This is a genomic window from Bacillus sp. FSL K6-3149, from assembly GCF_038630515.1.
Classification (GTDB): domain Bacteria; phylum Bacillota; class Bacilli; order Bacillales; family Bacillaceae; genus Bacillus; species Bacillus pumilus.
In genome coordinates this window covers 2,244,948-2,260,948 of sequence record NZ_CP152034.1, presented here as the reverse complement: position 1 = coordinate 2,260,948, position 16,001 = coordinate 2,244,948, and the positions used below count along the sequence as shown (strand labels likewise).

The window sequence follows — 16,001 nt, the reverse complement described above, 5'->3', positions numbered from 1 at the left end:
TGTTCCTTCATTCGACTCATAAAAAAAGATAACTTTTTACACGAAGACTGTCTCATTTATTTCATTTGGATGACAGGATCGAACCTCGATTCTCTTTTCTTACGCTTCTTTTACAGCCGTTCTACAATTTCACATCAAATAGCGAAATGAGCCAAAATGTATTTTAAAATGGGGCAAATACGGGAACAGTGCACTTAGAACATTTATGTTTAAAATCGAGCAGGAAAGGTGATGTTATGGCATCTTCACGAGATAGTTATTTTGATAATGCGAAATTTCTTCTGATTTTTCTAGTTGTTTTTGGTCATTTGTTACGATCATTCATTCATGATAATGATTGGATGCTTTATTTATACAAGTTTATTTATACTTTTCATATGCCTGCCTTTATTTTGGTTTCCGGCTTCTTTGCAAAAGGGTTTAGAAAGCCAGGTTTTATGAAAAAAGTTGCTATTAAGCTGATCATCCCATATTTCATTTTTCAGGTGATCTATTCCGTTTACTATTATCTCTTGCAGGATCAAAGCATGGCCAATTTAAATCCAATTGATCCGCAATGGTCTTTATGGTTTTTAATTAGTTTATTCTTTTGGAATTTGCTGCTCATTCCTTTTTCTAAACTGCCATTTCACTGGGCGATGATCGTCAGTTTGTCGATTGCGTTACTTGTCGGTTACGTGGACAGTATTAGCAATACACTGAGCTTATCGCGTACGTTTGTCTTTTTGCCAATGTTTTTAGCAGGCTTCTATTTAAAAAAGCAGCATTTTGAATTCATCCGTACAAGTAAAGGAAAGCTGTCAGCACTTCTTGTATTAATGGCTGTATTCTTGTTTTGCTATTTCTATGAATTTGATTATTCCTTCTTATTTGGATCACAGTCATATGCTTCTCTAGGTGATGAGGGAGTGATTGCGGCAATGAAACGAATGGCATGGTATCTGCTTGCATTCGGCGCTACATTCAGCTTCTTTGCTTTAGTGCCAACACGCCGTTTCTTCTTTACAAAATGGGGCACAAGAACGTTATATGTGTATTTATTACATGGCTTTGTCATTAAGCTACTTAGAACGACTTGGTTTGATGACTGGGCCTTGAATGCAGCAAGTGTGGTCATGTTATTGCTGCTGACCATTCTGTTAACCTTTACCCTGTCTAGCACCTTTGTTAAAACCGTTGCACAGCCAGTGATTGAGCTCAAAATGACCAATCTCATGCGTACAATCACCGGCAGGCAGGGCAGTTATAGCAAATAAAAAACGATCCCGCGCGGATCGTTTTTTCTATTTTTCATTCATGTGTCCATTGTGACATTCAGCATCTTTCTTAGGCTTTACAAGCGTATCAATCCATTTGCTGCTGTTGATATCTCCAAGCTCACTACCAAATTCCTCTTCTAAGATATCTGGGTCCATTGGCTTTTTATGGTCTTTCATGTCCTTGCTTTTTACATGCTTCTTAGTCACGAGATCCTCCCCCTTGTTTCCCTTTATGAGAATTTCGGTTTGCTTGACGATCTCTTGAATGTTCATCAAATTGGGTTTGTCCTTGATCATGTGCCATGCTTTCTGTCGGTGTCATATTATTTGTCAGTGCTTCATTTTTCGCTGCTTTTCTTTTCATCTGAAATCAGTCCTTTTTTGACATATTTAGTTCTTCTCTTAATTGGTCTAGAAGTTCCTTCATTTGTTTGACCGTCACCGGCTTTTCCTCTGGCTTTAACTCATAGCCGATTTGTCCATTGGCTTCTAGGGTGGCTTTTTTGAGACTGCTGATGTCTGTAATGCCTTGCTGCTTTAAGCGCATTTTGAATTCATCCCTTGTGAGCCGCGTTTTCTTAAGTTTGTGATCAAGCATTTCTCCATCCTGCAAAATGACCACAGATTTCCCTGAAACCAATTTTTCAAAGAAATCAGATTGGATAGACAATTTTTCCATGATGACGAGTGCAATGATAAATGTAGCGGCGGCATAAATCGTTTCAAGTAAATTGTGCTCAATAAAGGGTTGGATAATAATCGATCCGATTGAAATCATGATCACTGTTTGTTGAACAGTTAATTGACTAATGGATTTAGGCCCTGCTATTCTCAGCAGCAAGGTACCAACTAGCAGCATGACAATTGCTTTCCATATTACATCCAGCACGTCTCGTTCACCTCTTACCTATAGATTGCGAACATCCCATGTGATTTAGCCAGTTAGATAATGGAAATAAAAAAACAGCATTCGCTCGGAATGCTGTTTAGCCGATGATGACGCGCTCTTTCGGATAATGATAATTCGCTTCGCTTTCTCTTCGGCCAATTAAATATAAGAAGCTTGGAATGCCGATCCGTCCAATAAACATGACGACCATAATGATACATTTACCGAACACCGTAAGGTCCGAGGTGATTCCTAGCGATAGCCCTGTTGTTCCGAATGCAGAGCAAACTTCAAATAAATTTTCTAGAAGTGTATTATGCTCGGATAATGATAACAGGAACGTAGCGCCAAACACCAAAATAAAGGCCATCATCGTCACCATCAAGGATTTGTTAATATCCGCTTGATGAAGCTCTCTTTTGAAAATTTTAATGGACTTATTTCCCCTAGCAAAATGAAACAGTGCGAGTAAATTAAGGGCAAACGTAGTTGTTCGAATTCCGCCTCCCACAGAGCTTGGGGAAGCCCCGATAAACATAAGCATACATAGAAATAAAAGGGTCGGTTCTGTCAGCTGGGTAATATCTAATGTTGTCAAACCCCCACTTCTTGTTGCGGTCGATTGGAAAAAAGAATAAAACAAGATTTCGTGCCAGCTTTTCCCTAGGAAGCTGAACCCGGCTTCAAGTGCATATATGCCAATCGCTCCAACAACGACAAGACCGCCAAACGTAATCGTTGTGATTTTTGTAAACAATGAAAACGATGCGTGCTTTCGGTCCTGATTAAATAAATAATCCTTTACTTCGACGAGCACAGGAAAGCCAATCGCTCCAAAGATGATCAGCAGCATCGTAATAAATTGGACAAAATAATCATCCTTGTAAGGGATGAGCGAGTTCCCTGTAATATCGAAGCCCCCATTGGTGGTCGCACTAATACTTGAGAAGAAGCCATGCAAGAATGCTCCTTGCACATCGTAATATTTGAGAAAATACATACTTAAAATCAGACCGCCTAAAAACTCAATGAGCAAAATTAAATATAAGACCTGCTTCATTAATTTCACAATACCTGATAAATTGCTCTGGTTTTGATCTGCCATGATGAGCTTTCTTTCTTTAATCCCAATCCTTTTTCGCATGACAATCCACACAAAGGTACCGAGCGTCATAATGCCGATACCTCCGATTTGCAGGACAAACGCAAGGATCCACATACCTGCCACACTAAATGTTTGCGAGGTATCAACGACAGTGAGTCCTGTGACACTTACCGCACTCACCGCCGTAAATAGAGCATCAATAAATGTCCATTTCACTCCCTCTTGATGAGCCACTGGGAGGCTGAGAAGAATAAGTGATACGGTTACAGCAAGAAAATAATAGAGGGCAATCAGCTGAAATGCTGACAGCCGGTCAATTAGCTTTTTGATAGGATTCATTGTCATTCCTTCTTTTATCTATCTTTTCGAATACTTTATCATTTTAATGAAAAGAGACATGATTTTAAAGATATTTTATGCTTTATTTTCTTTTTCATCAAAAAGAAAAAGACATCCTGTTGCAGAATGTCTTTTCGTCTTTCTTATTTTGCTTCTAGTCTTCTGATTCTTTCGTTTAAATCAGGGTGTGTTGAGAAAAGAGAAGCTTTTCGTTTACCACTGATTTTAAGCGTAGCAACTGCTGTTTGATCATCATCTTTGATTCTTGACGTATACGCCTCAAGTGAGCGAAGCGCATGAACCATTTTATCTTTACCGGCAAGATCAGCTCCGCCGCGGTCTGCATGGAATTCACGGTGTCTAGAATATGCAAACACGACAAGGCTTCCTAGGACAGAGAAAATGATTTGGAAAACAATCACTGCAATAAAATGAACAATCGGAACAAGCTCTTCACGCGAAACAAAGCGGCTTGCGATCCATGCCGCAATTCTTGAAAGGAAGACAACGAACGTGTTGACGATCCCTTGAAGCAGCGTCATTGTCACCATATCACCGTTCGCAACGTGAGCAACTTCATGAGCGATTACACCTTCAACTGCTGCATCATCCATTTCATGAAGCAATCCAGTTGAAACGGCAACAAGTGATCTTCTCTTAGAAGGACCTGTCGCAAAAGCATTTACTTCAGATGATTGATAAATACCAACCTCAGGCATTTTAGAAAGGCCTGCTGCTCTTGATAATCTGTGCACGCGGTCAACAAGCTGCTGCTCATCATATGTTAATGAATCCTTTTCAGGGTTTAACACACGCACACCCATCATCATTTTTGCCATCCAGCGAGACATCGCAAGTGACATGAACGAGCCAACAAAACCAACAACTGCACTGAATACTAGCAGTGCCACCAAATTAATTCCACCGTCTGCTCCTATATAAGAACCAACACCAGTTGCTGCACTAATAACCGACAGTACAATACCAATCGTAGTGATAACAAGAATGTTCGTTAATATAAACAGAAATATTCTTTTACCCATACATAACCTCCGCTGTCATATTAAGTTCATTTGAACTTATTAATAAAATTATAAAAATAAACGTCTCAAATTGCAAGGAAAAAGGAATCATTCCTTCTGTTTATCATAACGGCTTAAGCCCCGTCACTTCAATATTTACGACTTTGCCACAGCTGAAAAGTGAACAAATTGTGACGCCGCGTTCTGTATTTTAGTTTATTTTGCATTTTCATCAAAAAGAGATTATGATGTTGAATTAGATCAATAATCACGTTTTTGACGTACAAATGAGGTGGAACATGGTGACTTTTAAATTAACGAGAATTGACATGACGAGACTTCTATATTCTCTAAAAGGAGAGGGAGATCTGACTCCGCTTCAGCTTTTGAATCTATCTGTAAAGGGCGATAAGGATCATGAATATGATGAGTTAAAGATCCCTTCGTTTTTTGAGAAGCTCGAACGGCGGAAGCAAAAATCAGAGCACGGTCTTTCTACAAATGAAATTGTTGAGCTTGGCAACTTGTGTGAGCTAACGTCTCTTAAATCGACGGCGATTCAAAATTGGATCAAGCGTGATATTAAAGATATGATTGGTCATCCAGAGCTTGGCAAGAAGTACTCCATTGATCAGGTCGTTATTTTATTAATTGTCAGGGATTTAAAATCAGTTTTTGACTTTGATGCCATTCGCTTGATCTTATCTGCCTTATTTAACACGATCACAGATCGAACAGATGATATTATTAGTCCAATCCGTTTTTATGAAGCATATGCGCACGTCCTAGATTTTATTTATCACCATACACATTTTCCGTTAAAGGAAACAAATTTACGAGAAATGACTGAGGAGCAGACCGACATGCTCCATGAAGAGTTTACAGAATTAACGAAGAATCAATGGAATTTGATTAAAGGCATTATCAGTTCTACCGTCTTCTCTGTGTTCACTTCCCACTTGCAAAGTACAGCGCAAGAAATGATGTTTAATACGCTACAGGCAGCTAAATAAGGATAAAAGAAAACCGAGGTGATGAGGTCACCTCGGTTTTTTTGTGCAGCAATTGCCAGCATAATTGTACGCCGTTTTCTTCAAAATAAGAAGGCGCAACAAACATGAGGTGAAAGGAGGAATATGGACATGGCAAATCGAAATCAGCTTCTTGTTCCTGGAGTAGAACAAGCATTAGATCAATTTAAATACGAGATCGCTCAAGAATTTGGCGTGACTCTCGGTTCAGATACAGTCGCACGTGCAAATGGTTCTGTTGGCGGTGAAATTACAAAACGACTCGTTCAACAGGCTCAATCACAAATGGGCAATCAATCTAAATAAAAACATGGTGAAATACGCCGGAGCTATTCTGGCGTTTTTTTATTGTTCATATGTGTGCTCAAACCGGTTTTCACGATACGGGGACGGTGCACCTTTTCCCTGCTTCTTCATATGGTCTTTTTTTCGTTCAGCGGACGGCTGTTTCTGATCCCTGTCGTTTTTTTTTGCGTGCTTTTCAGCACCACCACGTGATGTGCCGTTTGGATTCCTTTTATCATCAGGTTCCGTTGAGTGATTTTTTTTTTGTTCTTTATCGATAGAACGTTCCTTTTCTTCCTTTATTTGATTGTCTTTGCTTTTATCATCAGGTTTTGTTTGGTGTGGCTTTTGAATAGATCCTTGCTCTTCCCTCTCTTGATCCTTCTGCTCTTTGTCTTCAGCTTCAGGAGCCTCTTGATCTGGCTTCATCTCTTCGCTATCGTCTGTCTTGACGTCTTCTTGTTTGTCTTTGTCTGCTTGATCTTCATCATCTTTTTTAGGCTCTTCTTCTTTGACAGCATCACTCTCTGCTGCGTCTTCATCCTTTTGAATGCCTTCTTGTTCTTTGTCTTGGATTTCTTGATTTCTGATATATGTGCCTGTTGAAATGCCCGCCTTTTGAGCTTTTTCTCTTGTTTCCAGGTCACTTTCTACAGTTTCTAGCTTGTAATCGCGCTTTTGATATTCACCAGAGATGGTGTTAATTTTACTTTTGACGTTGGTTTTATATGTATGGTCCTGCTTGTTTTCATAAACCGTTGAAATATAAATACTCTTAGAGTGGTTCACATAACCTTTTTTGTCACAGTCATCTATGATTTCCTGCACAACTTTGGTCATGTCGTTTTTTTCTAAATCCTTCATACTGGCCAGTACTTGTTTCGCATCTTTATTCAGTGGTGTGACACCGATCACTTCATAATTGTGATCAAGCTTCAGTTCAAAGCTTGGATTAATGTCAATCGTCATATATGCATATGCTTTTTGACTTGAGAAAGATGGCATCATAGTAAAAATCACGACAATAATCGCAGCGATTGATAGGATTCCTGCATTTAATGGACGTAAACGAAGCAAGTCAAAAAAACCGGCTTTTTTTCTTTCGAGACGTGATTCATTCGGAAATGTCACTTCTTGACCGATTTCATAATCTTGCTGTTCATATTTTGTCCGCAGAAATTGTCCATCAGGGGTCAGCAGCGTGACATATTTTTTGTTTTTCTCTACTATAATGCCTCTTCTCATGAATTAAGCACCCCTTTAAGGTAATCTTTCAAATACACATAATCACCCGTCATAATGATCGCCATCGCAATGATATATTTTCTATTTCTCTCAATCGTTTTGCGGCTGACTTCCACTAGCTTTTCAAGCTGTTTGACTGGCAATTGTTTTTTCTGAAATAAAATGGTTCTGAGCTCATCGTGTTCAACGAGTGTGTGAGCTACTTTAATGGCATTTTGCCTTGCATCTGCATGCTTTGGTGAATGTTCAAGCAGCTCTTGAAACGTGAGACCGTATACTTTCAATCGTTCTTTAAAATGTTCAATTTCTTCTCTTCTGTGTTCTTGTTCAATTAAACGTCTATATTCGTTTGTAGACAGCTCTGCTTCAATCATGCTTTGAGAGTACTCGCCATTTTCACTTTCTTGCAGGTCCATTTGAACCGTTGGCGCATTTCTCGCTTCTTTTCGAATATAGTCGATCACTTTTCTTTTAATAATTAATTCTGCGAAAGCAAGGAGTGAGTTTCCTTTTTCAGCAGAGTATTTTTCTATCGCTTCATTAAAGGCAATTAAGCCTATGCTGAATTCATCATCTTTTTCATCTATATATCGTTTACAAACGGATGAAACCGTCTTAGCGACAAATGGTTTGTATTGCTCTATTAATGCATTTTGCAGCTCGATATCACCTTGTTGAATACTGATAGCCGACTGCTCTAATGTTTGCTTTTTCTTTCCTTTTTTAAACAAAAGGCTAAGCAATGGTTTCACCTCAGTTCTCCCTATATTACTCATTTATGATAGCTAATTTATGAGGGAAGCGCAAAGGAAGAAATGAGGAATTCATTTCCTGTTACCCAATTATGACATGTATATCATCATCTACTTTACAATGTTTCGTCTAAAAGCAAAGAAATAAGGGGGTATCTCCCCCTTATTTGTAATATACGTGTTATGAAAATGAAATGATATTTCTTTCAAAAAACCTACTCTTCTAGGCGTACCTCTTGTTTTTCCTTGTTTTGTTGCCCGCCTTTTCTTGATGGACTTGATAAAAACCAGCCAAATGCTGCAATTGCGAGAAGCACTGTCCAGAAAATCACTTTCCATAATGTTGAATGAATAAAATGAGAGGACACGATACCAATGGCTGGATGTGACAGTGTGTAAAGCGTGAGCTTCACACCAACCCACCCGACAATGACAAAGGCTGCTGTTTCTAGGCTCGGTCTTGTTTTGAGCAGTTTCACAAAGACAGTCGCTGCAAATCTCATGATGATCAGACCGATGATACCACCTAAAAGAATGACAATAAATTGACCGCCATCAAGTCCACCGATTTGCGGAAGACTTGTTTTCGGCAAAGTTACGGCTAATGCGACCGCCGCTAAGATGGAATCGACAGCAAAAGCGATATCAGCAAGCTCGACTTTTACGACTGTTGCCCAGAAGCCGCTTTGCTTCATGTTTGTGTCTGATTCCTTTTTCTTAAATACGTGCGATTTTAAAATATGGTGAATGGAAATATAAAGAAGATAAATTGCACCAATGGCTTGAACTTGCCACACATCCACTAAAAACGAAATAAGAAACAGGGAACCAAATCGCATGACAAACGCACCCGCAAGTCCGTAAAACAATGCCTTTTTCCTTTGCTTTTCTGGAAGGTGTTTCACCATCACAGCCATGACCAGCGCATTATCAGCGGCTAAAATTCCTTCTAATCCAATCAGTACGAGAAGAACCCACCCGTACTCTAAAATAATTGCTGCATCCATCATCATTCCTCCTTGTTTTATCTATTGTCCCACAACAGACAAAGGCTTATGAATGCAAAAAAGACCTTTGCCTGTAATGGCAAAGGTCTTGCTAGACATGTGATATGTAGAATCATGCCAACAAAGCCGATGGAACTTAAGTCCATGTAATGACGACTTTGTTTCCGGTAAAAACCGGACGCTACTCCCCTTTGGTGGGATTTAAGAATATTTAGATTACTTATAGTTTAATCAATAGACACTGTATTGTCAACAGGGGACTTTCACCTAGGGTCCAGTGATTAGGCAGTTGGTGTTTCTGCTTTTCTTTTTCTACGTTTCAGCCATATATACAACGCGAAAAGCAACACAATCCCGATCCCAATCGGCAGAAGATATGGATCTAACATTGCGCCAACCTCTTTCCAGTTCTCCCCGAGCACAAATCCAAGATACACATATACAAATGTAATAGGCGTAATCGCTAAAAACGTGTACAGGCAAAAGACCCACACATTCATCTTGGCAATACCGCACGGGATGGAAACAAGCGTTCTGACTCCTGGAATAAACCGGCCGCTAAATGCGACGAATCCACCATGCTTTTCAAAGAAGGCATCCGATTTATCAAGCGACTCCGGTTTAACAAAAAAGTACTTCCCATATTTATTTAAAAAAGGTCTACCGCCATAACGTCCTAACCAGTACAAGGTCAAAGGGCCAGCCACGCCGCCAATAGAGCCGGCTGCCACAACACCAATGAAGGCCATGTCCCCTTCTGAGACCCAGTAACCCGCAAGAGGCAGAACCACTTCAGCAGGAACAAATTCAATACATAATGCAAGGAAGATGCCAAAGTACGACAAGTTCTTAAAGGCATCAGCTAAAGAAATAATAAAATCTTCGATGTTTATCAATCCCTTTCACACATAATCGTTTAACTGATTCTATCTCTTTTAGAATCGCACATATATTAAACGAAAAAAACCGAAGAAACGATTCACTTTTCGTCGTTTTTTTACATTAAATTTGATTTTACTATAAAAGACAGGTGAAAAAAAAGTTGATTGTGGTATTTAAGTGAAGGAAAAGTGAACACAGAAGCCATTCGATCCGATATATTAGGTATACGTCTGTTTTAAGATACTGGAGGTTTTCTTACATGACCCATTTAACAGGAAGTTACAATGGATGGCTTGTCTTTCTGTCAATCGCAGTCGCCACTGTCGCCTCCTACTCAGCTCTTCATTTAGCCAGCCGAGTGGCACAGTCAAGCGGTGCAAAGAAAAAGGTATGGCTGATCGTTGGTGCCTTGATCATGGGAATGGGGATATGGTCGATGCATTTTATCAGCATGATGGCATTTCACGTGCGTGCTGGCATCACCTATGAAACACCCTTGCTCATTTTATCGATTTTGGCATCTTTTGTCGGGTCCTTGATCGCATTCACAATATGCATTCAAGAGCAACTCTCCACAAGGCGGCTGCTCATTAGTTCAATCACCATGGGCTCAGCTATTTGCAGCATGCATTATCTTGGAATGGAATCAATGGCCAATGTCTCAATCAGCTATGATCCAGTCCTCTTTTTTCTTTCGTTTTTCATTGCTGTGATAGCGTCTTTCTTTTCGCTTCATCTCTTTTTTCGGCTCCATCGATCCGGGAAAAAGCAGGAGGATCATCTGTTAAAAATAGCTGGTGCACTCGTGATGGGCGGGGCTGTTTCTGGGATGCATTATACCGGTATGGCTGCTTCTACTATGTTTTTTCATTCAGACGGACAGCCCTATAGGGGTGGTTCTCTTGAACTATCACCATTCAGTCTGTCGATTTTCATCGGCTTAATGACACTGATTGTCCAAACACTGATGATTTTTGGTGCCTATATAGATCACCGAATCATGAAGCAGGCAGATAAGCTAAAGGAAAATGAACAGCGGTTCCAATCGCTCATCAAACATAATATCGATGGCATTATCGTGTTATCTGTCAATCGAAAGGTGCTTTCTGCGAACGACTCAGGTAAACAAATTCTAAAAATGTGCAATTCTTGGATTGGTGATGATGTCAGCCAATACGTCATGCCGACTGACATGTGGGAAGAATTTATTTACGAGTCAAAAAAAGCCATCACACGTGAAGCAGAACTAAAAGCAGCAGATCGCTTTTATTATTATCATGTCACTTACATACCTGTTCATGTCAACAATACGCTTGACAGTATTTATCTTGTCTTAAAAGATTTAACGCAGCAGCGGATTGCAGAAAAAGAAATTCATGTCATGGCACATTATGATGCGTTAACCGAGCTTCCTAATCGGCGCCACGCCATCAACCATCTAAGTGATGTTCTCTCCGCTCAAAAAGAGACAGGAACATCGACGGCTGTTCTGTTTCTTGATTTGAATCGTTTTAAAATTATCAATGATGCACTTGGTCATAACATAGGGGACTTACTTCTTAAAGCAGCTGCAAACAGACTGACGCAATGTTTACCAGACAACGGCTTTATAGCCAGACTAGGCGGGGATGAATTTTTAATGATCTTCCCTGACATGGGGCATGACACACAGAAAATTGAACAGCTTTCTCAAAATATCATTCGGCAATTTGAGCGTCCTTTTTTCATCCAGAATCATCAGCTCATTACTTCTATCAGCATTGGAATCGCTATCTCACCTCAAAATGGCAAAGATGGGATGGAGTTAATGAGGAAAGCCGATATGGCGATGTATTTATCCAAAAAACATAAGCAAAGCCGTTATGAGTTTTTCACCGAATCAATGGAAAGATCAAGTGAAGATAGGTTGAACCGAGAGCTTGAGTTACGGGATGCCATTCAAAGAGAACAGTTTGTGCTTCATTACCAGCCGCAAGTGAGTGCGAAAACAAGACAGATGACTGGCGTAGAAGCTCTTCTAAGAATGAAAGCACCAGATGGTTCGTTAAAATCACCCGAGGCTTTTATTGAGCTGGCAGAGGAATCAGGACTGATCATTGATATTGGCAGATGGGTGATTGATACGGCATGCAGGCAGGCTAAAACGTGGTATGACAACGGGCTGAAAATTCCCGTGGCTGTCAATTTATCTGCAAAACAATTCAATTCTGAAGACTTAATTGATTTGATTAAGCTGACACTGAAAAAATACGATATGACACCGTCACTGCTCGAGCTTGAAGTCACAGAAAGTATGACAATGGACAATATCAAGCAATCAAAGCAGGTACTGACCTCACTGAAACATCTGGGCGTTCGCATTAGTATTGATGACTTTGGTACAGGGCATAGCTCCTTAAGCTATTTAAAGGATTTGCCCATTCATCGCCTAAAAATCGACAAATCCTTCATCGAAGATATTTTAAATGATTCAAAATCTGAACAGATTACAGGTGCCATTATCGCGATGGGACATCAACTATCTCTCGAGGTCATAGCAGAAGGTGTTGAAACCTTTGCGCAGGCGCAGCTTTTATCTGCGCAAGGATGTGACGACTTGCAAGGCTTTTATTATGCAAAGCCCCTTCCAGCAAACGATATCGAAAAATTCATTGCCTATCCAGCGCATCAGTTGGACACATAAAAAAGGTGCCAATCATGGCACCTTTTCGTTCTATCTAAATAATAAATGTTGACTGTGAATACCTGCTTTTTTCAATAGACTAATCAATTGTTCTTGTTCTTCTCGCGAGAGGCCTGAGAAGGCACGCGCAATCCGGAGAGAATGAATCGGGTAAATTTTATCAAGATAACTGCGCCCTTTATCTGTTAAATGGGCATAAACCGACCGTTTATCCTTTGGGTCCTGCTCTCTTTCAATGAAACCATTTCGTTCTAATTTGTCAATTACGTACGTCACATTCCCGCTGACAAGCAGGAGTCTTGAGCCAATTTGCTGAAGTTTTTGAGCACCTCTTGTATACAGCAATTCAAGAACCGCAAATTCAGTTGGATTAAATCCATGCTCTTTGCTGTCTCTAATGCTGTGTTCTGAAACGCTTTTAAATGCTCTTGCAAATACCTTGTAAAGTGTCATTGAACGTTCTACTTCTTCTTCATTAAACGATAGTCTCATCACATATCTACCTCTTATAATATTTTTTTAACTTCAAGGCTTTCTTGCGGTGCAGTTGGAGCCTTTCGTAAAAAATAGAAGTACGTTTTTGAAAACCCTTTCAACCACATAAGTGACTCCATTCGTGTTATGTATAAGATTTCGATATAAACTTTTAAAATCCTTCTTATTTTTCACAACCATCTCGAAAAAAAGGTTTTTTAGCAAACCATCAAGATCCGACACAGTTTAACATAATCTGTAAAGACTCTATGTTTCTTTACACTGTATTCGTCAAATTTCTACAAAATTCAATATTGCTATAACATTAAACAAAAAAAGAACCCTTTATGTGACATGCGCACATTTCAAGGGATTTTCACAAATCACGCTTTGTTTTGTTGAAAAAGAAGTGATACTCTTTTTTTAAGTCACTAATTGTCATTTTCTTGGCCGCACTAGGACTGTACACTCCTAATGAACAGAGCTGCTTCGTATAATAATGTCTTTCCTTCGCTAAAGCTTCTGTTAGGATACGCCGCACCGATTATCCCCTCCTATCAATTGATCTGGAGCAGGTGCTTATGAAGACCTTTTATACAAATCATTTTGTACAGCTCTTAGAAGAGCATGCGCATTCTGACCTGCAGCCTGCATGAATCGCTCCAGTAATTCATCCCTCTTCATATCTAATGCGATGATTTCTTTTGCCATACAGATGATCCGTGTTTGCTCCATCATATGCTCCCTCCTCCTATTTCAACTCATCATCATTATATGCAAGCGTAGCAATCACTTCACATATGTTGTCAACTTTCCTTCCATCGTTTTTTCATTTTTATGTTTTTATGTTATATTTTCTAACAAACGATAGGTTTTTTTCGTTGTCATTCTGTATAATATGAAGAAAAGACTTGCAGGGGTGAGTATATGACGCAGGAAGATGTATCTTATAAAGATAAAAAAGTCATTTCAATCGGGATTGTCAGTGAATTAACAGGGCTATCCGTCAGGCAAATCCGATATTATGAGGAACGCAGACTCATCTACCCCCAGCGCTCAACAAGAGGCACGCGTAAATATTCTTTTTCTGATGTAGAACGATTAATGGACATCGCCAACAAACGAGAAGACGGTGTGCAAACAGCGGAGATTTTGAAAGACATGAAGAAAAAGGAACAGGCATTAAAAAGCGGACAATATAAGAAAAAAATGCTGGAAGGTCAAATTAACGCACACTTCCGGTACAAAAATCGATAAACAAATAAAGTTTAGCTGACTCTTTTAGGCTTTGTTCGCACTTGATTTTTGGTCATGGCTTAATGAAAAAGAGACAGCTTTTTTTGCTGTCTCCGTTATCAAACCAAAGCCCTTGGCAATGCCAAATCATACTCAGTGAAATAAGCTATATAAGCAAGGACATCCGTTTACTTTTTTTAGGCGGCGTTCCACAACATTTCATTCTAAGAAACAACATTATATCAAATAGCGTTTTAGGTATATTGTTAAGTGCAGGCGATCTAGCGTTTATCCATTCGTTCAGGAATCGAAACAGTTCGTTCATTGATCACATTCCCCGTGTTCAGCGTCGTTTTTGGTTCAATTAAGAGCAAATGAACTTCTTCTTCAGCAATTGGCTGATGTTCAATTCCTTTTGGAATCACAAGAAACTCCCCTTCATTAAGCGCTATTTCTCTATCCCTAAAACGGATGACTAGATTTCCTTTCCATACAAAGAACATTTCATCCTCGTCATCATGGTGATGCCAAATGAATTCACCCTTAATTTTTACCATTTTCATGTATGAGTCGTTCAACTCTCCACTTATTCTAGGATTCCAATAATCATTTATTTGCGAAAATTTCTCTTGGATATTAACCTTTGAAATCAATAGATTCCTTCCTCATTTACTTGGAAACGTCTTTTTTATCTTTCTTAAGCTAGAACTCCCTACCTTGCAAATTCTCCTCCTCATGATAAACATCAAGGGACACAATGAGCATCAACTCTTATATTATTAAGTTTACTTATTCTGTTGGATCACGTAAAATCAAAAAATAATGTATAGTTCATCACAATTTGTGATACAAAAAGGAGCATTGTTTTGGATATTAAATCTTTGGAGATATTTAAAGCAGTAGCTATTGAACAAAGCGTTACAAAAGCTGCTGAGAAATTAAATTATGTGCAGTCCAATGTCACTGCACGAATCCAGCGTCTTGAACAAGAATTAGGTGTTCCTCTTTTCTATCGATATCACAAAAAGATATCCTTAACGCCTGCAGGGCGAGAACTGTTGCCATATGCAAACAAATTACTCTACGATTTTGAAGAAGCGATAGAGGCCGTAAAGCTTTCCTCTACTCCGCGAGGTACTTTGCACATTGGATCTATAGAGTCTACCGCTTCGACAAGATTGCCCAGCATTTTCGCAGCATATCACAAGACATTTTCACAAGTAGAATTAAGCATGTATATGGCACCTACTGTAGATCAGGTTCATGCTATTCTCAACTACAAGGTAGACGGTGCATTGGTTGATGGGCCCATTCTTCATCCCGACATTATTGAATATCCGGTATTGGAAGAATCACTTGTTCTCATTACAAGCTACTCCCAGGAGGAATTCCAGGTAGAATCAATTTTACATGAACCATTGCTTTCGTCATTTGCGCATTGCATCTATTTGGGGCGTTGGCAACGATGGTTAGAGAGCAATGGCTTTGCTCCGATGAAGGTAATGGAATATGGCACTTTAGAGGGCGTGCTTAAATGCGTTGAAAACGGGCTAGGGGTTACCGTATTACCAAAATCTATGGTTGAATCTCGGGTGCAAGGCAGATTTACCTGTCATCCTTTACCGGAACCACACAGAATCGTGCCAACTGTGTTTATAAGGCGCCGCGATTCGTACATGACCAGTGCCCTCTCACGGTTTATGGAATTATTGGGCATAACTCATATGTGATCGGGTCATTTGTGGTAAAAAAGAGGATAGATAGAGCGACATTCTTTCAGCTCTTCTATCCT

General features: G+C 39.6%; 19 protein-coding genes and 1 riboswitch. Of the genes, 6 read left to right on the top strand and 13 right to left on the bottom strand.

Annotated features, from left to right (window positions below; all coding sequences use genetic code 11):
• Window positions 1-236: 236 nt before the first annotated feature.
• Complete coding sequence (locus MHB83_RS11410; RefSeq protein ID WP_003212122.1) at window positions 237-1,256, top strand: acyltransferase family protein; 1,020 nt, start codon at window positions 237-239, stop codon at window positions 1,254-1,256.
• Window positions 1,257-1,283: 27 nt separating this feature from the next.
• Here the strand turns inward: MHB83_RS11410 and MHB83_RS11405 are convergent, their stop codons facing one another.
• The 5 genes from MHB83_RS11405 to htpX form a co-directional block, all read right to left on the bottom strand.
• Entirely contained in the window at window positions 1,284-1,466 is a 183-nt protein-coding gene (locus MHB83_RS11405; RefSeq protein WP_003211111.1) for a hypothetical protein, read from the bottom strand.
• Window positions 1,459-1,623, bottom strand: a complete 165-nt coding sequence (locus tag MHB83_RS11400; RefSeq protein ID WP_199852772.1) for a hypothetical protein — start codon at window positions 1,621-1,623, stop codon at window positions 1,459-1,461. Before MHB83_RS11400 ends, MHB83_RS11405 begins: the two co-directional genes overlap by 8 nt.
• Window positions 1,624-1,629: 6 nt before the next feature.
• Window positions 1,630-2,148: a YetF domain-containing protein gene (locus MHB83_RS11395; protein WP_003211987.1), complete on the bottom strand. Its 519-nt coding sequence runs from the start codon at window positions 2,146-2,148 to the stop codon at window positions 1,630-1,632.
• Between the two features lie 97 nt (window positions 2,149-2,245).
• Entirely contained in the window at window positions 2,246-3,592 is a 1,347-nt protein-coding gene (locus tag MHB83_RS11390) for a TrkH family potassium uptake protein (protein WP_003211513.1), read from the bottom strand.
• 143 nt (window positions 3,593-3,735) lie between these two features.
• Window positions 3,736-4,635, bottom strand: coding sequence for a protease HtpX (gene htpX, locus MHB83_RS11385; protein WP_003212518.1), 900 nt, complete (start codon window positions 4,633-4,635; stop codon window positions 3,736-3,738).
• A 278-nt stretch (window positions 4,636-4,913) separates the two neighbouring features.
• Here htpX and MHB83_RS11380 point away from each other — a divergent pair, with 278 nt between their 5' ends.
• A complete protein-coding gene (locus MHB83_RS11380; RefSeq protein WP_253622679.1) occupies window positions 4,914-5,627 on the top strand; it encodes a DUF1836 domain-containing protein in 714 nt (237 codons plus the stop codon).
• 129 nt (window positions 5,628-5,756) lie between these two features.
• Window positions 5,757-5,951: an alpha/beta-type small acid-soluble spore protein gene (locus MHB83_RS11375; RefSeq protein WP_003211343.1), complete on the top strand. Its 195-nt coding sequence runs from the start codon at window positions 5,757-5,759 to the stop codon at window positions 5,949-5,951.
• A 39-nt stretch (window positions 5,952-5,990) separates the two neighbouring features.
• On the opposite strand, the gene MHB83_RS11370 is transcribed toward MHB83_RS11375, so the two are convergent.
• The 4 genes from MHB83_RS11370 to MHB83_RS11355 form a co-directional block, all read right to left on the bottom strand.
• Window positions 5,991-7,175 carry an anti-sigma factor domain-containing protein gene (locus MHB83_RS11370; protein WP_253622680.1) on the bottom strand — a complete coding sequence of 395 codons (1,185 nt, stop codon included), beginning with the start codon at window positions 7,173-7,175 and terminating at the stop codon, window positions 5,991-5,993.
• On the bottom strand, window positions 7,172-7,927 hold the full coding sequence (sigI, locus tag MHB83_RS11365; RefSeq protein ID WP_034662939.1) for an RNA polymerase sigma factor SigI: 756 nt from the start codon (window positions 7,925-7,927) through the stop codon (window positions 7,172-7,174). Before sigI ends, MHB83_RS11370 begins: the two co-directional genes overlap by 4 nt.
• 215 nt (window positions 7,928-8,142) lie before the next feature.
• Window positions 8,143-8,934, bottom strand: a complete 792-nt coding sequence (locus MHB83_RS11360; protein WP_050945179.1) for a TerC family protein — start codon at window positions 8,932-8,934, stop codon at window positions 8,143-8,145.
• Between the two features lie 94 nt (window positions 8,935-9,028).
• Window positions 9,029-9,136: riboswitch (yybP-ykoY riboswitch) on the bottom strand.
• A 79-nt stretch (window positions 9,137-9,215) separates the two neighbouring features.
• Entirely contained in the window at window positions 9,216-9,830 is a 615-nt protein-coding gene (locus MHB83_RS11355; protein ID WP_342496330.1) for a DedA family protein, read from the bottom strand.
• A 245-nt stretch (window positions 9,831-10,075) separates the two neighbouring features.
• On the opposite strand from MHB83_RS11355, the gene MHB83_RS11350 reads away from it, so the two are divergent.
• The gene (locus MHB83_RS11350) at window positions 10,076-12,499 is read left to right on the top strand and encodes an EAL domain-containing protein (RefSeq protein ID WP_251190932.1); all 2,424 of its coding nucleotides are present in this window, start codon (window positions 10,076-10,078) and stop codon (window positions 12,497-12,499) included.
• 30 nt (window positions 12,500-12,529) lie between these two features.
• On the opposite strand, the gene MHB83_RS11345 is transcribed toward MHB83_RS11350, so the two are convergent.
• From MHB83_RS11345 to MHB83_RS11335, 3 genes are all read right to left on the bottom strand, one after another.
• The gene (locus MHB83_RS11345) at window positions 12,530-12,994 is read right to left on the bottom strand and encodes a MarR family transcriptional regulator (RefSeq protein ID WP_088004396.1); all 465 of its coding nucleotides are present in this window, start codon (window positions 12,992-12,994) and stop codon (window positions 12,530-12,532) included.
• Window positions 12,995-13,349: 355 nt separating this feature from the next.
• Window positions 13,350-13,514, bottom strand: a complete 165-nt coding sequence (locus MHB83_RS11340) for a hypothetical protein (RefSeq protein ID WP_050945182.1) — start codon at window positions 13,512-13,514, stop codon at window positions 13,350-13,352.
• Between the two features lie 38 nt (window positions 13,515-13,552).
• Window positions 13,553-13,708, bottom strand: coding sequence for a hypothetical protein (locus MHB83_RS11335; RefSeq protein WP_095117785.1), 156 nt, complete (start codon window positions 13,706-13,708; stop codon window positions 13,553-13,555).
• 192 nt (window positions 13,709-13,900) lie between these two features.
• Here MHB83_RS11335 and MHB83_RS11330 point away from each other — a divergent pair, with 192 nt between their 5' ends.
• Window positions 13,901-14,230 carry a MerR family transcriptional regulator gene (locus MHB83_RS11330; protein WP_012009715.1) on the top strand — a complete coding sequence of 110 codons (330 nt, stop codon included), beginning with the start codon at window positions 13,901-13,903 and terminating at the stop codon, window positions 14,228-14,230.
• Between the two features lie 260 nt (window positions 14,231-14,490).
• Here MHB83_RS11330 and MHB83_RS11325 read toward each other — a convergent pair whose 3' ends face one another.
• Window positions 14,491-14,862, bottom strand: a complete 372-nt coding sequence (locus MHB83_RS11325) for a cupin domain-containing protein (protein WP_003211130.1) — start codon at window positions 14,860-14,862, stop codon at window positions 14,491-14,493.
• Between the two features lie 213 nt (window positions 14,863-15,075).
• On the opposite strand from MHB83_RS11325, the gene MHB83_RS11320 reads away from it, so the two are divergent.
• Window positions 15,076-15,939 (top strand): LysR family transcriptional regulator, encoded by an 864-nt coding sequence (locus MHB83_RS11320; protein WP_251190933.1) that lies wholly within the window; start codon window positions 15,076-15,078, stop codon window positions 15,937-15,939.
• Window positions 15,940-16,001 lie beyond the last annotated feature (62 nt).